General features: G+C 73.1%; 13 protein-coding genes. 2 read left to right on the top strand and 11 right to left on the bottom strand.

Features of this window, described 5'->3' with window-relative positions:
* Positions 1–14: 14 nt before the first annotated feature.
* From ACW62_RS26610 to ACW62_RS26590, 5 genes are all read right to left on the bottom strand, one after another.
* Positions 15–1,007: a Gfo/Idh/MocA family protein gene (locus ACW62_RS26610; protein WP_053207149.1), complete on the bottom strand. Its 993-nt coding sequence runs from the start codon at positions 1,005–1,007 to the stop codon at positions 15–17.
* Positions 1,007–2,098, bottom strand: coding sequence for a DegT/DnrJ/EryC1/StrS family aminotransferase (locus tag ACW62_RS26605; protein WP_053207148.1), 1,092 nt, complete (start codon positions 2,096–2,098; stop codon positions 1,007–1,009). The genes ACW62_RS26610 and ACW62_RS26605 overlap by 1 nt, the downstream gene beginning before the upstream one ends.
* Positions 2,095–2,694 carry an acyltransferase gene (locus ACW62_RS26600; protein ID WP_053207202.1) on the bottom strand — a complete coding sequence of 200 codons (600 nt, stop codon included), beginning with the start codon at positions 2,692–2,694 and terminating at the stop codon, positions 2,095–2,097. Before ACW62_RS26600 ends, ACW62_RS26605 begins: the two co-directional genes overlap by 4 nt.
* A gap of 11 nt (positions 2,695–2,705) precedes the next feature.
* Positions 2,706–5,549 (bottom strand): glycosyltransferase, encoded by a 2,844-nt coding sequence (locus ACW62_RS26595; protein ID WP_157574999.1) that lies wholly within the window; start codon positions 5,547–5,549, stop codon positions 2,706–2,708.
* A gap of 116 nt (positions 5,550–5,665) precedes the next feature.
* Positions 5,666–6,853, bottom strand: a complete 1,188-nt coding sequence (locus ACW62_RS26590) for a glycosyltransferase family protein (protein ID WP_053207146.1) — start codon at positions 6,851–6,853, stop codon at positions 5,666–5,668.
* A 33-nt stretch (positions 6,854–6,886) separates the two neighbouring features.
* Here ACW62_RS26590 and ACW62_RS26585 point away from each other — a divergent pair, with 33 nt between their 5' ends.
* Together ACW62_RS26585 and ACW62_RS35420 are read left to right on the top strand one after the other, a co-directional pair.
* Entirely contained in the window at positions 6,887–8,257 is a 1,371-nt protein-coding gene (locus ACW62_RS26585) for a glycosyltransferase (protein WP_053207145.1), read from the top strand.
* Positions 8,254–8,754 (top strand): hypothetical protein, encoded by a 501-nt coding sequence (locus ACW62_RS35420; RefSeq protein WP_053207144.1) that lies wholly within the window; start codon positions 8,254–8,256, stop codon positions 8,752–8,754. Before ACW62_RS26585 ends, ACW62_RS35420 begins: the two co-directional genes overlap by 4 nt.
* A 404-nt stretch (positions 8,755–9,158) precedes the next feature.
* On the opposite strand, the gene ACW62_RS26575 is transcribed toward ACW62_RS35420, so the two are convergent.
* The 6 genes from ACW62_RS26575 to ACW62_RS26550 form a co-directional block, all read right to left on the bottom strand.
* Entirely contained in the window at positions 9,159–10,259 is a 1,101-nt protein-coding gene (locus ACW62_RS26575) for a glycosyltransferase (RefSeq protein WP_053207143.1), read from the bottom strand.
* A gap of 3 nt (positions 10,260–10,262) precedes the next feature.
* On the bottom strand, positions 10,263–11,048 hold the full coding sequence (locus tag ACW62_RS26570) for an ABC transporter ATP-binding protein (protein ID WP_053207142.1): 786 nt from the start codon (positions 11,046–11,048) through the stop codon (positions 10,263–10,265).
* 10 nt (positions 11,049–11,058) lie between these two features.
* A complete protein-coding gene (locus ACW62_RS26565; protein ID WP_053207141.1) occupies positions 11,059–11,922 on the bottom strand; it encodes an ABC transporter permease in 864 nt (287 codons plus the stop codon).
* Between the two features lie 127 nt (positions 11,923–12,049).
* Complete coding sequence (locus ACW62_RS26560; protein ID WP_053207140.1) at positions 12,050–13,216, bottom strand: glycosyltransferase; 1,167 nt, start codon at positions 13,214–13,216, stop codon at positions 12,050–12,052.
* Positions 13,213–14,298 carry a glycosyltransferase family 2 protein gene (locus ACW62_RS26555; RefSeq protein ID WP_053207201.1) on the bottom strand — a complete coding sequence of 362 codons (1,086 nt, stop codon included), beginning with the start codon at positions 14,296–14,298 and terminating at the stop codon, positions 13,213–13,215. Before ACW62_RS26555 ends, ACW62_RS26560 begins: the two co-directional genes overlap by 4 nt.
* 82 nt (positions 14,299–14,380) lie before the next feature.
* A complete protein-coding gene (locus tag ACW62_RS26550) occupies positions 14,381–15,805 on the bottom strand; it encodes an LCP family glycopolymer transferase (RefSeq protein ID WP_157574998.1) in 1,425 nt (474 codons plus the stop codon).
* Positions 15,806–16,429: the final 624 nt, after the last annotated feature.

Below are 16,429 nucleotides of genomic sequence, written 5' to 3'. Positions count from 1 at the left end.
CCCCTGGGCCAGCCTTACTGTGGCAACCGCACCGTGGTGCCGTCGCGGGCGGAGTCGAGAACGGCCTCGGCCACCTCGACGGTCGCCAGGCCCTGCTGCATGGTGACGATGTCGGTCTCCTTGCCCAGGATGGCGTCGCGGAACGCCTCGTGCTCAGTGCGCAGCGGCTCGGGCTTGGCGATGGCGTAACGTACCACGTCACCCTCGGACACGCCGCGGAACTGGGCGAGATCATCCCAGGCCGTCGGGATGGAGCCGTTGGCGTGGAAGGTGAGGTCGGCGTGCAGGGTGTCGGCGATGTAGGCGCCGCGGTCGCCGGTGACGATGGTGACCCGTTCCTTCATCGGCGACAGCCAGTTGACCAGGTGGCTGGTGACGGTGCCGTCGGCGAGCTGGCCGGTGACGGCGACGAGGTCCTCGTGGTCGCGGCCGCTCTTGTGCACCGTGCGGGCCGCGACGGACACGAACGGCGAGCCCACCACCCAGGCGGTGAGGTCGATGTCGTGGGTGGCGAGGTCCTTGACGACGCCGACGTCGGCGATGCGGGCCGGGAACGGGCCCTGCCGGCGGGTGATGATCTGGTAGATGTCGCCGAGATCGCCGTCGAGCAGCCGTGACCGCAGGCTCTGCAGCGCCGGGTTGTACCGCTCGATGTGCCCGACGGCGCCGACCAGCCCGGCCGCCTGGAACGCGGCGGCCAGCTTGGCCGACCCCTCGCTGTCCTTGGACAGCGGCTTCTCGATCAGCGCGTGCACGCCGGCCGACGCCAGCGCCAGGCCGATCTCCTCGTGGTACGCGGTCGGCGTGGCGACCACGCAGTAGTCGAGGCCGGTCTCGATCAGCGCCTCGATGTCAGGCTGGACGGTCAGTGTGCCGGCCACCTTGTGCGGGTCGCCGGCCGGGTCGGCCACGCCGACGAGGTCGACGCCGTCGAGGGAACGCAGCACCCGCGCGTGGTGCCGGCCCATCATGCCCAGGCCGATCAGCCCGGCTCGCAGGTTGGTCATCAGGCACCCGCCTTCGCCAGCGTGTTCACAGCCGTCACGATGCGGTCGAGGTCCTCGGAGCTCAGCGACGGATGCACCGGCAGCGAGATGACCTCGGCCGCCGCGCGCTCGGTCTCGGGGAGGTCGGCGTCGCGGCCGAACGACGGCAGGCGATGGTTCGGGATCGGGTAGTACACGCCGCAGCCGACGCCGTACTCGGAGCGCAGCGCCGCCGCGAAGCCGTCGCGGTCGCCGGACACCCGGATCGTGTACTGGTGGTAGACGTGCGTGGCGTGCTCGGACACCGGCGGCACCACGACGCCGTCGAGGTGGGCGTCGAGGAAGGCGGCGTTCTCCTGCCGCTGCTTCGTCCAGCCGGCCAGCTTCGTCAGCTGGACCCGGCCGATGGCGGCGTGGACGTCGGTCATGCGGTTGTTGAGGCCGACCAGCTCGTTCTCGTACTGCTTGAGCATGCCCTGGTTGCGCAGCAGCCGCAGCCGGCGCTCGAGGTCGGCGTCGCCGGTGCTGACCATGCCGCCCTCGCCCGACGTCATGTTCTTGGTCGGGTACAGGCTGAACATGGCGAAGGTGCCGAACGAGCCGACCGGCGCGCCCTTCCAGGTGGCGGCATGCGCCTGGGCGGCGTCCTCGAAGATCTTCAGGCCGTGCCGCTCGGCGATGTCGCCCAGCGCCGTGAGGTCGGCGGGGTGGCCGTACAGGTGCACCGGCATGATGCCGACGGTGCGCTCGGTGACGGCGGCCTCGACGGCGGCGGGGTCGAGGCAGAAGTACCGCGGCTCGATGTCGGCGAACACCGGGGTGGCGCCGGTGAGCGCGACGGAGTTGGCGGTGGCGGCGAACGTGAAGGACGGGACGATGACTTCGTCGCCGGGTCCGACGCCCGCGGCCAGCAGGCCGAGGTGCAGGCCGGAGGTGCCGGAGTTGACCGCCACACAGGCGCGCCCGGCGACCAGTTCGGCCGAGAACTCCTGCTCGAAGGCCGCGACCTCCGGCCCCTGCGCCATCATGCCGCTGCGCAGCACGCGGTCGACCGCCTCCCGCTCCTCGTCGCCGATGATCGGCTTCGCGGCGGGGATCGGGCTCGTGCTCATGCGTTGTCCTCCGTGCTCTGACCGGCTTCCCGCAGGTACCCGTGCTCTTCGATGTACAGCTCGCCGGTGCGCGGACACCGCCAGGTGCCCTCGCCGGTGTCCTCGAGCGGGACGCCGGCACGCCCCACCCACGCGACCCGCCGCGCCGGCACGCCCACCACCAGCGCGAAATCAGGGACGTCGCGGGTGACGACGGCTCCGGCGGCTACGGTAGCCCATCGTCCCACGGTGACCGGAGCCACGCATACCGCCCGGGCCCCCACGGAACACCCCTTGCGCAGCGTGACGCCGACGGCGTCCCAGTCGGCCGCGCTCTTGGCGCTGCCGTCGGGGTTGACGGCGCGCGGGAAGGTGTCGTTGGTGAGCACCGCCGCGGGGCCGACGAACACGCCGTCCTCGAGCACGGCCGGCTCGTAGACCAGGGCGTAGTTCTGCACCTTGCAGTTGTCGCCGGCGCGGACGCCGGTGCCGATGTAGGCGCCGCGGCCGATGACGCAGTCGCGGCCGAGCACGGCCTTCTCCCGGACCTGGGCCAGGTGCCAGACCGACGACCCGGCGCCGATCTCGGCGTTGTCGTCGACGTCGGCCGAGGGCATGATGCGCACGTTCACCGCTGCTTCTTCTCCTGCTCCTGGTGGTCCCGCTCGGCGACGCGGGCCGCCTCCTTGAAGGCGCGCCACTTGGTCTCGGGCGGCTCCGGCGGGTCGGGGATCAGCCGGTTGACGACGGTCGCGCCCGGCTCCCACGCGGCGTCGGGCAGCTTCTCCATGACCTCGGCGTACACCGCCCGGATGACCTCGGCCTGTGCGGCCCACGAGAAGCGGTGCCGCAGCTGGGGGTCGTCGGCGATGCGCTTGGCGATGCGGTCGCGGTCGGCGAGCACCGTCCGCACCGCCCGCACGAAGTCGTCGACGTCGCCGGCGGTGTGCACCGCGCCGAGGTCGAGCTCGCGGACGAGGTCGGCCTGCGCGGGGGTGTCGCTGGTGATGATCGGCAGCCCCGCGGCGATGTACTCGCAGAACTTGTTCGTGACGGCGATGTCGTGGTTGGGCGCGTGCAGCAGCGGGCTCAGCCCGATGGTGGCCGAGCGCAGGTACAGCGGCACCACCTCGGCGTCGACGAACGGCGCCAGGTGCACGCGGTCGCCCACGCCCAGCTCGACGGCGCGCGCCTGCAGCTCGGCGGTGACGGGGTTGGCGCGGGCCACGACGGCGAGGTGGACGCCGGGCAGCTGCGGCAGCGCCTCGACCGCCGTGCCGACGCCGCGAGCGCGGTTGACGCCGCCGCCGTACACCAGCAGCGGGACGTCGTCGGGCAGCTTCAGGTGCTGGCGCAGCCCCTTGACCTGCGCATCCTCGGGCGGCTCGACCGGCGCGTTGAGGACGACGTCGGGCCGGCGGGCCATCTTGTGGTCGCGCTGCAGCCAGCCGGCCAGCGGCTCGGACACCGTGATGACGCGGTCGGCGTCGTGGATGAACTCGCGCTCGAGGTCGCTGTAGGCCGCGACCCGGCGCGGCGCCACCACCGGCACGCCGGGGATGTACTCGTGCGCGTCGTAGATGATCTTGATGGTGCGGTCGTCGAGCGCCGCCCGGTGCGCCGCGCGGGCGGCGATGCCGAGCATGAACACGTCGTGCACGTGGATGACCTCGGGCTGGATGCGGTCCAGCAGCGGGCCGAGGGTCAGCTCCTGGTCGACCACCTCGGGCATCACCCGGCGCCAGCGTCCCGACGGCAGGTACCGGTAGAGCCGCAGCAGCCGCTCGCGCCGCTTGCCGATGCCGAGGTCGGTGGGCCGGCTCTTCCGCTTGGCCCGCCGGACGGGGTAGGCGCGAGCGTCGAGGACGGCCCGGTGCAGCCGCAGCGAGCGCCAGCGGGCCGCGCGCAGCAGGCGGTCGCGGGTGGAGCGCCGGCCCGCGGGCGCCGCCTCGACGCCGTCGGCCCGCTCGGAGTCGCGGCGGTCGCGGCCGCGGTCGCCGCGCAGCTCCCGGCTGGCGTACTGCCAGCGGCCGTAGGCCAGGGTGTACTCGGCCTCGGTGGTGAACCACGGCCGGAGGTTCGCCAGCCGCTTGCGCCACCCCGTGACCAGCACCTTCGACTGGATGGGCGGGCACAGGACGTGCACCCGGCCCAGCTCGCGGGCGCCCTTGAGCCGTCGTCCCGGGATGCCGATGCAGGTGACGTCGAGGTCCCAGTTGGCCACCGTCTGCGCGTACTTGAGCACGCGCGCGTCGGGGATGATGTCGTTGCCGGCCATCATGACGACCTTGGGCCGGATCCAGGACGGCTTCCACTCGCCCGGCACCGTGCCGGGCCGCTCGACGAACGACGCCAGCGACTCGGCCGAGCGGCGGCCGTCGTGCACCTCTTCGACGAAGGCCGGGCCGTTGCCGGCCACCTCGCGGGCGCGGTCCGGGTGCGAGATGAGGTCGAGGACGACCTGCTCGATGGTGTCGGGCGTGGCCTCGACGATCGGCAGCTCGAGGCCGGTGTCGGCGAGGACGCGGTCGCGGACGTGCTGGGCGATGTGACCGACGACCACCCGGCCGGCGGCCATCGCCTCGCACGCGGCGACGCCGTAGCTGCCGACCCGGAACTGGTCGAGGACGATGTCGGCGTCGCGGTAGACCGCCGGCATGTCGGCGGGGTCGACGCCCTCGACCCGGCGGTAGGTGATGAGGCCGCGCTCGGCCAGGCTCTCCATGATCGGGTCGATCAGCTCCGAGCCCTTCATGGCCGACTTGCTCGGCGCGTGCGCCACGACCGGCTTCTCGTGCTCGAGCACGGGCGCGTCGCTGCGCCAGGTGGCGACGTCGACGACCACCGGGCACCAGACCGCGTTGGGGACGTAGTCGAGGAGGTCGGGGGTGGAGACGTAGACCGCGCCGGGGTACGACGTGAACAGCTCGACCGCGCGGGTGGAGTTGCGCTCCAGCAGCTCGACCGTCTCGTCCTCGAGGTCGGGGAACGGCGACCACGGCTCGGTCTCGACGTGCCGGCTGGGGATGCGGACGTCGGAGCCGTGCGCGATGAGCCCGACCTTCAGCCCCTTCGCCAGCATCGGCGGGATGTCGAAGGAGGCGTCCTGCCCGTGCCAGGTGCCGAAGATCGGCCGCGACGCCTCGACCAGCACGTGGGTGTAGTTCTGCAGCACGTGGGTGAGGAACTTCTGCTGCCAGCGGCGGCTGCGCCGGTAGGTGCCCGCCGGGATGCCGTAGTCGACCGGATAGTCGAGGACGCCCTTGAGGAAGGCGTACGACGTCGCCTTCATGGTGGGCACGCGTTCTTCCAGCGCCCGCGCCCAGCGGGTGCCCTGACCCGCGAAGTTGGCCGGCCCTACGAGCAGCCGGACGGGCGCGTCGAGCCGCGGCGGGAGCCCGTCGCGGGTGGCGGGTGCGTCGTCCTCGAGCTCCGGCCGGTCGTCTCGGCGCTTGTCTGTTCCCCGAGCCACCGTGTTGCCCTCCACGCCCTTCACGAGATATTGGCCCCGAGAGCTCCCGGGGCTGTTGCCGGCCGATCGGCGAATATACCCAGTCTCGCAGAGACGCTTCGCCGGTTCCTATCAGATCATCGGGTCGTCTGCCGAAGCCAATCGTCGAGGACGGTTCCGGACACCGTGCCGTCGTGCACCGCGCGGACGAAGCCGGGACCGCGGGCCGCGTGCTCCCCCGTGGCACTCGGGTCGGCGGCCAGCGCGGCGACGACGTCCGCGAGGTCGTCAGGGGTTGCTTCGACGATCGGGACGTCGAGGCCGGTGCGCTCGCGGACCCGCTCGCGGACCGCCGTCCCGACGTACGAGACGACGGTGCGCCCGGCCGCCATCGCCTCGCACGCGCCGACCCCGTACAGGCCCATGGTCAGCTGGTCGACGACGATGTCGGCCTCGGCCAGCGCCGCCGGCATGCGGTCGTTCGGGACGCCCTCGAGCCGGCGGTACTCCACGGCGCCGGTCGCGCTGAGCGCGTCCATCGCCGCCTCGATGATCTCGGTGCCCTTGAGCCGCGAGTTGGACGGCGCGTGCACCACCACGGGACGGCGGCGGCCCGGCGACGGCGGCGCCTGCCAGCGATCGGGGTCGACGACGACCGGCAGCCAGGCGGCGTCCGGCAGGTCGTCGAGGAGGTCCGGGGTGGACACGTACACCGGCCCGCCGCCGGCCGCGAACTCCGTCGCGAAGGCCGCCAGCCGGCGGGCCTGCTCCTCCAGCCGCGCGGTGAGGTCGTCGCGGATGCGGAACGGCGACCTCGGCTCGCGCTCGGCGTGCCGGCTGGGCAGCCGGACGTCGGACCCGTGGAAGGCCAGCGCGACCCGCAGGCCGGCCCGCGTCAGCACGGCGACGTCGCCGCTGGCGTCGCGGGCGTGCCGGGCCCCGAACAGCGGGCGCATGGACTCGATGACGGCGTGCGTGAAGGTGCCGAGGACGTACTGCTCGTGCGCCCGCTGCCACGCCGGGTGCGCATAGACCGGCACCGGGACGCCGTAGTCGTCGGCGAACCCGTAGCTGTTGCGCCGGATGGCGAAGCAGGCCGCCGCGACGTCGTCGCCGGCCGCCTCGGCGGCGCGGGCCCACGCCCAGCCCTGGCCGGCGGAGTTCGTCGGGCCCACCAGCAGCCGCGCGGCGGCCGGGCGGACCTGCGGGAACGGCTCTTGCGGCGGCAGCGGGCGGCGCAGCCAGGAGACCCGCCGCCGAGCCCCCGCGAGCGCGTCGACGACGGCGCCGGGCAGCCAGCGTTTCGCCGCCGTGCGCAGTGCCATGGAGCCCTCCGGGTGTCGTAGCCTGTCCGTGACATGATGACGCACGCCAGCTCGGGGCGCTCCGGCGCGTCCCACGACCGCCGGCCGCACCTGCTCTACGTGGCCTGGGGCTTTCCCCCCTGCCGGGGCGGCGGCGTCTACCGCGGCCTCGCCACCGCCAACCGGTTCGCCCGGCTGGGCTGGCGCGTCACGGTGCTGACGGTCGAGCGCGACACCTTCGTCCGGTTCACCGGCACCGACCCCACCCTCGAGGCGCGCATCGACCCCGCCGTCGAGGTGGTCCGGGTGCCGTTCGCGTGGCCCGTCCACGAGCCCGACCTGCGCCGCTGGTCGCGGTTCCGGGCCCGGTTCCCGCGCGCCTGGGCCAGGTGGCGGGCCCGCCGCGACACCGTCCCGTTCCCCGAGGTCGGGTACGGCCCGTGGCGCCGGGTCATCGAAGCCGCAGCCGAGCGCATCCACGCCGCCGACCCCGTCGACCTCGTCCTCGCCACCGCCAACCCGCACGTCGCGTTCACCGCCGCCTGGCGGCTGCACCGGCGGCACGGCGTCCCGTACGTCATGGACTACCGCGACGCCTGGCTGCTGGACGTGTTCAGCGGCGGGCGGCTGCACTCCACCCGCAGCCGGGCGGCCCGCTGGGAGCGGCGGCTGGTGGCCGGCGCCCGCGAGGTGTGGTTCGTCAACGACCCGATCCGCGACTGGCACCGGCGGCTCTACCCCGCGCAGGCCGATCGCATGCACACGGTGGCCAACGGCTTCGACGCCGAGCTGGCACCGGCGCCCACGGGCGAGCGTCCGCCGGTCGGCGACCGCCCCGTCGTGTTCGGCTACGTCGGCACCGTCACCCCGAAGGTCCCGCTGGCCGAGTTCGTCCGCGGCTGGCAGCACGGCCGCGCCGGGTCGCCGTCGCTGGCGGGGGCCGAGGCGCGCATCCACGGCTACCTCGGCTTCTACGGCCAGCCGCGGCCCGACCTGCTGGCCGTCATCGACTCCGCGGCCGCTGACGGCGTCAGCTACCGCGGTCCGGTCGGGAAGGCCGACATCGCCGCCACCTACGCGCAGTTCGACGTGCTGCTGCTGATCCTCGGCGCCGGCCGCTACGTCACCAGCGGCAAGGTGTTCGAGTACCTCGCCACCGGCCTGCCCGTCGTCTCCGTCCACGAGCCCGGCAACGCCGCCACCGAGGTGCTGCGTGGCCACCCGCTCTGGTTCCCGGTCGCCGACCTGCGGCCCGAGACCGTCGCCGCCGCCCTGGCCGCGGCCGCCGACGCCGCCCGTTCGGCGACTCCCGAGCAGCGGGCCCAGGCCCGTGCGTTCGGCGCCGGCTACCGGCGCGACCTCCAGCTCGACCCGCGCATCGAGGCGCTGCGCGGAGCCCCCGTCGCCGTGGAGGCCGCGTCGTGAAGGTCACCCTGCTCGGCACCGGGAAGCTCGGCCACGCCCAACTGGCCACCGTCGCCAAGGACCTCGGCCGCGACGACCTCGAGCTGACGCTGATCTCCTGGCAGCCACCCCTCGACCCCGTCGCCGACATCGTGCCGCACGTCATCGTGCTCAACGGGCGGGCCGCCCCGGCCACACCCGCCGTCCCGGTGCCGGCCGCCGCCCCGCCTGCTTCTCCCGCTCCGGCTCCGGTGGCGGCGCCCGCTCCCGCTCCGGCCCGGCCGGTCTCGCGGCTGCGCAAACTGGTGCGCCAGTACAAGGCCGGCCGGCTGGCGGCCCGATACTGGTCCCGGCTGCGGTCCCGGCCCGAGGCGCTGGCCGCCGCCACCGCCGCCGACCTCGTCGTGGTGCTCGACAGCCGGGCCATCCGGGCCGGCTGGCAACTGGCCCGCCGTCCGTCCGCGCCACGGGTCCTCAACGGCGCCGCCGCGGCCGGCCGCGAGCTCACCGCCCGCTGACCCCGGCCGTTCTCGTTCGCTGGCCGGCCGTACGCCGGGTACGCCACGTTGGCTGTCCCCCTGCTGCCCATTTTCTCAGCCGCGTGACCGCGCCTCAAGCGGACCCATGGGGCGCTTCGCGCCGCGGGTGACCGCTTGACCCGCGGTCCCGCGGCCAAGAACGGGCACCTATCAGGGGGACGGGGAAGAACCGGGCACAGCCCGCGCCCGATATGCACCGTTCGCCGGACACTGCAGCGTTGGCCTCCTGGTCTGCCGTCACGTCATGGTCCCCAGTCACGCCACCAGCCCCGAACCCGCCATAAAGCGCGACCACAGACCACGACGTCACCCCAGACCAGGACCCGCCCCGGCGGACCGTCGCCACACTCCCCCCACTGCCGCGCAACGGCGAACGGCGAGCGTCAGGCGACGGCGGAACGGTGACCGAGCAGCTCGGCGACGGTCTCGGCCAGCAGGTCATACGGCGTGCGCTCGCTGAGCTTCCGCTCGGTCCACTCCTGCGCGGCCGCGCGGTAGTCGTCCAGTTCCTCGGGGTGGTCGCTCCAGCGGCGCAGGACGTCGGCGGCCTCGGCGGGGCCGGCGATCAGGACGCCGCCGCCGGACTCGCGGATGACCGAGGTCTGCCGCGGCAGCGGCGTCGACAGCACGGGCAGGCCGCTGGCGAGGTACTCGTACAGCTTGGTCGGCATCGCCTGGCGGAACGCCGGCGTCTCGCGCAGGAACACCAGGCCGGCCCAGGCGCCGCGGGCGATCTGCCAGGCCAGCTCCGGTGGCTGCCGGCCGTGCAGGGTGACCCGCCCGGCGACGTCGGAGCGGGCCAGGCGGGCGGCCAGCTGGTCGCGGTCGGCGGCGGCCACCGGGCCGATGAGGTCGAGCGTCCAGGCGGGCGCACCCGCGACGGCGTCGACCATGTCGAACAGGCCGCGGCTGGCGCGTAGGTCGCCGATGTAGACCGCGCGCGGCCGGTCGTCCGGCGGGCCGGGCGAAAGCAGCTGGAGGTCCGGCAGGTTCTCGACGACGAGGCGGCGCCGGGCCTGGTGCGGGGGGATGTGGTCGTCGGCCACGACGGTGACGTCGGCGCCGGCGGCCAGGCGGGTGCTGGCGTGCACGATCATGCGCGCGCCGATGCCGATGAGGCCGCGCGCCCAGGACCGGTCGGACAGCAGCCGGGCGTAGTCCTCGTGGATGTCGACGACGACCTTGCAGCGGCGCACCGACGCGGCGGCGCGGGCCATCGGGACGACGTCGGGGTCGACGGTCATCAGCACGTGGGCGCGGGTGCGCCACGGCAGCATCGCCGCCCGCACCGCGCGCCGGGCCATGCCGCCGCGCTGCTCGGTGCGGACGCGGACGCCGGCCGGCCCGCCGTCGGCGTCACCGAGCCCGGCCAGCTCGACGCTCAGGCCGGCCCGCCGCAGCGCCGCGGTGATCTTGTGCAGCCGCGCGTCGGCGACGTCGTGCCCCGCGGACACGATGGCGACGTCGACGCGTGGTGCGGCCACGACTCAGAGGTCCTCGAGGCTGAAGGCGTCCTCGCCGACCTTGAGGAAGGTGTTGTAGGCCTCGATGACCTCGTTGGGGGTGCCGCGCATCATCAGCTTGCCCTTGTGCAACCACAGGGCGTCGTTGCAGAGGTCGCGGACGCTGCTGAGGGCGTGGCTGACGAGGAACATGGTGCGCGCGTTGGTCACCAGGTCCTTCATCTTGGCCGCGGCCTTCTGCTTGAACTTGGCGTCGCCGGCAGACAGCGCCTCGTCGATGAGCAGGATGTCGGGGTCCATGTGCACGGCGACGGAGAACGCGAGCCGCTGGAACATGCCGGAGGAGTAGGTGCGCATCGGCATGTCGATGAACTCGCCCAGTTCGGCGAAGTCGGCGATCTCTTCGTAGCGCTCCTGGATCTCCTTGCGGCTCAGGCCCGCGGCCAGCCCGCCCAGGACGACGTTCTCGCGGCCGGTGAGCGCGGCGTTGAAGCCGACGCCGAGCGACAGCAGCGTGCTGACCCGGCCGTTGACCTGGATGCGGCCCTTGGTGGGCGGCAGGATGCCGGCGACCATGCGCATCAGCGTGGACTTGCCGGCGCCGTTGGCGCCGATGATGCCGATGGCGTTGCCGTGCGGCACCGCGAACGACACGTCCTGGACCGCGTTGACCTCCTTGACGGCGCGCTCACCGCGGCCGAACCGGACGATCGCCGTCTTGAACGTCGGGACGCGTTCGAACGTGGTGCGGTACGTCAGCGAGACGTTCTCGACGACGACGGCATCAGGCGTGGCCGATGTGGTGGTCACGGCGCCAACCTCAGAGACGGACGACAAACTCGCGCTCCCTCGACATGAAGAACAGGCTCCCCACAATGGCCGCGGCAGCCGCCCAGGCGACGCCGAAGATCCACAACGACAGGTCCGGGATCTGCCCGCGGACGAGCAGGTCGGTCCAGCCACCCAGCAGCGAGTACAGCGGGTTGAAGATCATGAACGACTCGAACCGCTCGGGGGCGTCCTCAGCGAACCACAGCACCGGCGACAGGTACAGCCACATGCGGACGAAGTACGGCAAGAAGCTGGCGGTGTCGCGGAAGTACACCTGCAGCGTCGCGAACATCATCGCCGCACCCGCGCCGAAGATGGTCAGCAGCACCAGGAACACCGGCGCCAGCAGCATCTGCCAGGTCAGCGGCTGCCCGAACGCGATGTGGATCGGGAAGTAGACGATGAGCGTGGGGAGGAACCGGAAGAACGCCGTGCGCACCGCCGACAGCGGCAGCAGCAGCCGTGGGAACGACATGTTCAGCAGCAATTTGCCGCCACCCACCACGCTGGACGCGCCGGTCATCAGGCAGCCGGAGAAGTAGTAGAACGCGAACAGTCCGGCACACAGGTGCACGAACCGCTCCGCCGCGTCGGTGGTGTCACCGCTGCGCAGGATGGTGATCAGCACGTAGTACACGCAGGCCAGCAGCAGCGGGTTGAGCACCAGCCAGATCTGGCCGAAGAACGTGTTGGTGTTCGCGGCCCGGATGTTCGACCGCGACATCTCCGCGGCGAACTGCCTGCGGTGCCACAGGGTACGGATGTACGGCCCGAGCCGGGGCAACCCCGCCCGGTGCGGTTCGTACACGTGCACCGACGAGGTGAAATCCTCATCGGTACGAGTGGCGTTCATCGAAGGCTTGCCTTTCTACCGCGGCCAGGCGCTGGACCGAGTGGATCCGCACCGGATCGGGTCAAGGGTAGACGACACACAGACGAAATATCGCACCCGTGGGCCACACGTGACGATGTAGGCCATCTCACGCCGTCCCCAGGGTTGCATACGCGTCGACGAGGACGCGGGAGTCGTGCTCCCAGGCCAGTTCCTGCCGTGCCTTGCGCACCGCCTCGACGTAGCCAGTGTAGTCCGACGCGACTGCCTCCACGGCCGTGGCCAGCGACGACGCGTCGCCGGGGGTGTAGAGGCGGCCCAGACCGTAACGGAGCACGAAGGAATGGAGTTCCGGCAGGTTCGCCGCCACCACCGGAACTCCGGCCCGGACGGCGTGGAACAGCTTGTTCGGCAGCGCCAGCCGGTGGTTCAGGCAGGTGTCGGTGAGAGTGACCACCGCCACACCCACCTCCTGGTACAGGGTGTCGACCGCGGGCAGTGACATCGGCGGCAGCACCTCGACGCCGGTGGTGTCGAGGCGGTAGCCGGGGTCGGCCGGCCCGGCGACGACGGTGCGCAGCGACGGCAGCCGGGCGGCGGCGCCGACGACGGCCTCGAGGTCACGGCCGGGGCCGATGCGCCCGGCGTACGCGAACCCGGCGGGGGTGTCCGGCAGCTCCGGCGGCTCGTGGTCGGCCAGCGGGAAGGTGTTGCGGACGACGCGGACGTCGGGCAGGCCGCGGCCGCGCAGCCGGGTGGCGATGCCCTCGCTGACGGTCAGCACCACCCGCGCCTGCCGGGCCAGCCCGGTCTCCGCGCGCCGTCCGCGCCACCGCGCCAGCGGCGTGGGCCGGCCGGGCAGCCCGCGGTCGAACCACAGCTCGTGGCTGTCGTAGACCAGCCGGGCGGACCACTGCCGGGCGAGGTCGGCGCCGAGCGCCAGCGTGTTGTAGTCGTGGGCGTGCACGACGTCGTGGGCCGGCCGGCCGGCCAGCAGCCGGGCGGCGTCGTCGCGCCAGCGCCGCTCGGTGCGCTCGCGGTGCTCCGGCAGCAGCAGCCACCGTCCGGCCCGCCGCACCACGGCCTTGGGCCCGGTCGACGACGCCAGGGCGGCGCCGCGCGGGGTGCCGGGTGGGCGCATGCCGCGCGACCGGGTCACCGACTCGACGGTGACGCCGTCGCCGGGGTCGAAGCCGTCGGGGACGTCGCGGCCGACGATGTGCACGGCGTGCCCCTCGGCCGTCAGCGTGGCGGCCTCCCGGAGCACCCGCGAGTCGCCGGCCACCGGTGACTGCACGAGCATCAGGACGTTCACGTCGCCGGTCCTCCCGCGGCCGCGGCATCGCGGTCGGCACGCCGCGACCGGGCGGCGTCGCGGGACCCCAGGAGGAACCCGGCGCCCCAGGTGAGGTGCATCGTCGCGAGGACGGGCGGCAGCCAGGCGCGGGCCTTCGCCGGCAGCCCGCGACCGGCCACGGCGGCGGCGCCAGCGACCCCGACGGCGTAGCCGGCCGGCGCCAGCCAGCCGATCAGCAGCCACGACGGCCCCACGAGGCCGGCCAGCCCGGCCACCGTCCCCGCGGTGACCGCGACCGTGACGGCGGGGGCGGCGAGGTAGCGGACGTTCGCGGTGTCGGGGTAGCGGCGGACCACCTCGCGCCGCCACTGGCCGGTCTTGAGGAACTGCCGGGCCAGCGCGCGCAGGTTCGGCCGCGGCCGGTAGCTGACGACGAGGTCGGGCGTGAACCAGACGGTCTCGCCGGCCGCCCGGATGCGGTAGTTCAACTCCCAGTCCTGGGCCCGGACGAAGTGCTCGTCGAAGCCGCCGAGGCGGTCGAGCACCTCGCGCCGGAACACCCCCAGGTAGACGGTGTCAGCCGGGCCGGCCTGCCCGCCGAGGTGGAACTTCGCCCCGCCCAGCCCGAACGGCGACGTGTACGCCCAGGCGACGGCCCGCTCGAAGTCGGTCTGCCCCTCGGCGTTCATGATGCCGCCGACGTTGGCCGCGCCGGTGCGCTCCAGTTCGGCGACGGCGGTGCGAATGTAGTGGTCGGACAGCACGCCGTGACCGTCGACCCGCACGACGACGCCGTGCCGCGCGGCGCCGAGGGCCGCGTTCAGCCCGGCGGGGGTGTGTCCGGCCGGGTTGGCGACCAGCCGGACCCGCGGGTCGGCGGCGGCCAGCTCGCGGGCGATCTTGTCGGTGCGGTCGCGGGACGGGCCGAGCGCCAGCAGCAGCTCCAGCTCCCCCGGGTACTCCTGGGCGAGCACGCCGGCGACGGCCTCGGCCAGGTGCCGCTCCTCGTCGAGCACGGGCATGATGACCGAGACGGCCGGCCACACGCCCTCGTCGGGCGCGACCGGCCGGCCGGAAGGGGTGGGATCGGCGGCGTTCATGTCGGCGAGCACACTACCCCGTGCCGGCGCCGGTTCGATCAGCGATCGACTCCGCGGCGCACCCGACGGACCTGACCTCCGGCTACTCGTAGGAGCAGGCGGACGACATCTCGACCGGCTCCGTCTCGTCCGCCTGCTCCTCGTCGGGAGCGTCGGAGGGCTGGTCGGATTCCTCGGACGGCTCGTCGGCCGGTTCGTCACGGGACTCCTCACTCGGCTCCTCGGACGGCGGATCGGACGGCTCCTCGGCCGCGGTCTCCGACGGCGCCGGTTTCGCGTCGCCGGACAGCAGCGCGTCGACCTCGTCGTGGATGAGCCCGATGTCCGGGTCGGCCGGCACGATCAGCGGCGGCACGAACTGCAGCGAGGTGATCTCCTCGTCCTTCGCCTTCAGCGCGAGGTCGACGAGGTTGGCGAGGTCCTGGCGCGGGATGTCGGTGGTGATGACCGACTTCGACGCGTCGGCCAGCTCGACGAAGTTCGACAGCACCGTCTGCGGGTCGGCCTGGTTGACCAGCGCGCCGATGACGCAGCGCTGCCGGGCCATGCGCGCGTAGTCGGACGAGCCCTCGCGGGACCGGGCGTACCAGAGCGCGTGGTAGCCGTCCAGTTCCTGCAGCCCGGGCTCGAGCACCCTGCCCTTGTCACCGATCGGCAACTCCTCGTTCACCCTGATGGTGACGCCGCCGATCGCGTCGATGATGTCGCGGAAGCCCTGCAGGTCGACGGCCACGTAGTAGTGCACCGGCACACCGAGGGTGCCCTCGACGGCCTGCTTGACGGCGGTCGGGCCGGGGCCGGACGGGCCGTCGAACAGCTCCGGGTTCTCCTCGCCGTAGGTCCAGGTCGCGTTCAGCATGTAGTCGGACTCGTCGCCTTCGCCGTCGCCGGAGAAGCCGCGCGGGAACTCGGCGTCGGCGGGCGAGCCGTCGGGGAACCGGGCGTTCTCCAGGTTGCGCGGCAGGCTGATCATCGCCGGCTCGCCGGTGCGGACGTCGATGGAGACCAGGTTGATGCTGTCCGGCCGCACGCCGACCCGCCCGTCGCCGGCGTCGACGCCCAGCAACAGGATGTTGAGCCGGCCGTCGCTCGCGGCCGCCACCTGGCCGGACGGGAACATCTCGACGACGGCGTCGTGCGCGGCCGTCGCGTACCGGGCGGCCACGAAGAACGGCGTCGACACCATCGCGGCCAGCGCGAGCGTCGCGCCGATCATGATCAGCCGGTGCTTCTGGCTCAGTCCCGGCGGGTGGCCGAGCCGCCACGCGTCCAGCAGCAGCACGATCCACGCGGCCGCGATGCCGAAGGCCAGCAGCTTGAACGCCGTCAGCAGCCACGGCCGGACGGCCAGCCCGGCGAGGTCCTGCAGCGGCACCAGCCAGAGCACCAGCAGCGCTATGCCGATCAGCCCGCCGTAGACGCCGAGCGCGATCTTGCCGGTCTTCTTGTGGCCGGCGATCAGCTGCGCGCTGCCGGGGGCGACGACGGACAGGGCGACCAATGTCACCGATCGGCGAAACCGTGCCGCCTCGGCCTGCTTGGCGCGGAGCGCGGCCATGGCTTCGCGACGGGCCCGCACCCGCCGTGGATCCGGCGGACGTGCCGCTGTGGTCATGCACTTCCCCCATCGAACCGGACGTGCCGGCGAGTCCCCGTGCCCGCCGCTTGGCCAGTATCACCACAGGCCGGACCGAATTCACGGGCGGCACGCCGAGCCCAAGCGCCTCTTCTGTCACATGAGTCACACAAGTAGCTGCAACCGGGGCGCACCGGACTACTTGCCGCAAATACCCCCACCTACGCCCCGGCCGAGGCGGCCCACCTGGGCTCCGGTGGGCCGGCATCCCCGTCGGTCGGCGCCCTCGTGGGCATGCTCACGTGCGCCGGTTCGCAACGTCGCCGTCCCCCCTGCCGCCCATTCTCTTGCCGCGAACGCGCGTCTCAAGCGGACTGTTGGGCGCTTCGCGCGTCGATGACCGCTTGACCCGCCCGCCCGCGGCCAAGAACTCGGCAGCTATCAGGGGGACGGGGGAGTCCGGGCACGACGCACGCCCGGAAAGCGCACTCCACCATGACGCTTCTATGTCAAGGTGCTGATTGTTGGCAGGTCAGGGGTGTGAGGTCCTGGCGG

Origin of the sequence: Jiangella muralis (genome assembly GCF_001270745.1) — a bacterium.
GTDB classification, from domain to species: domain Bacteria; phylum Actinomycetota; class Actinomycetes; order Jiangellales; family Jiangellaceae; genus Jiangella; species Jiangella muralis.
Note: the sequence above shows the minus strand (reverse complement) of the source record. Positions and strands in the feature narration are given on the sequence as shown.

What these genes read in the sequence shown, in the direction of transcription:
- ACW62_RS26610 (WP_053207149.1), bottom strand. Translation starts at nt 1,007, where the DNA reads ATGACCAACCTGCGAGCCGGGCTGATCGGCCTGGGCATGATGGGCCGG.
- ACW62_RS26605 (WP_053207148.1), bottom strand. Translation starts at nt 2,098, where the DNA reads ATGAGCACGAGCCCGATCCCCGCCGCGAAGCCGATCATCGGCGACGAG.
- ACW62_RS26600 (WP_053207202.1), bottom strand. Translation starts at nt 2,694, where the DNA reads ATGCCCTCGGCCGACGTCGACGACAACGCCGAGATCGGCGCCGGGTCG.
- ACW62_RS26590 (WP_053207146.1), bottom strand. Translation starts at nt 6,853, where the DNA reads ATGGCACTGCGCACGGCGGCGAAACGCTGGCTGCCCGGCGCCGTCGTC.
- ACW62_RS26585 (WP_053207145.1), top strand. Translation starts at nt 6,887, where the DNA reads ATGATGACGCACGCCAGCTCGGGGCGCTCCGGCGCGTCCCACGACCGC.
- ACW62_RS26565 (WP_053207141.1), bottom strand. Translation starts at nt 11,922, where the DNA reads ATGAACGCCACTCGTACCGATGAGGATTTCACCTCGTCGGTGCACGTG.
- ACW62_RS26555 (WP_053207201.1), bottom strand. Translation starts at nt 14,298, where the DNA reads ATGAACGCCGCCGATCCCACCCCTTCCGGCCGGCCGGTCGCGCCCGAC.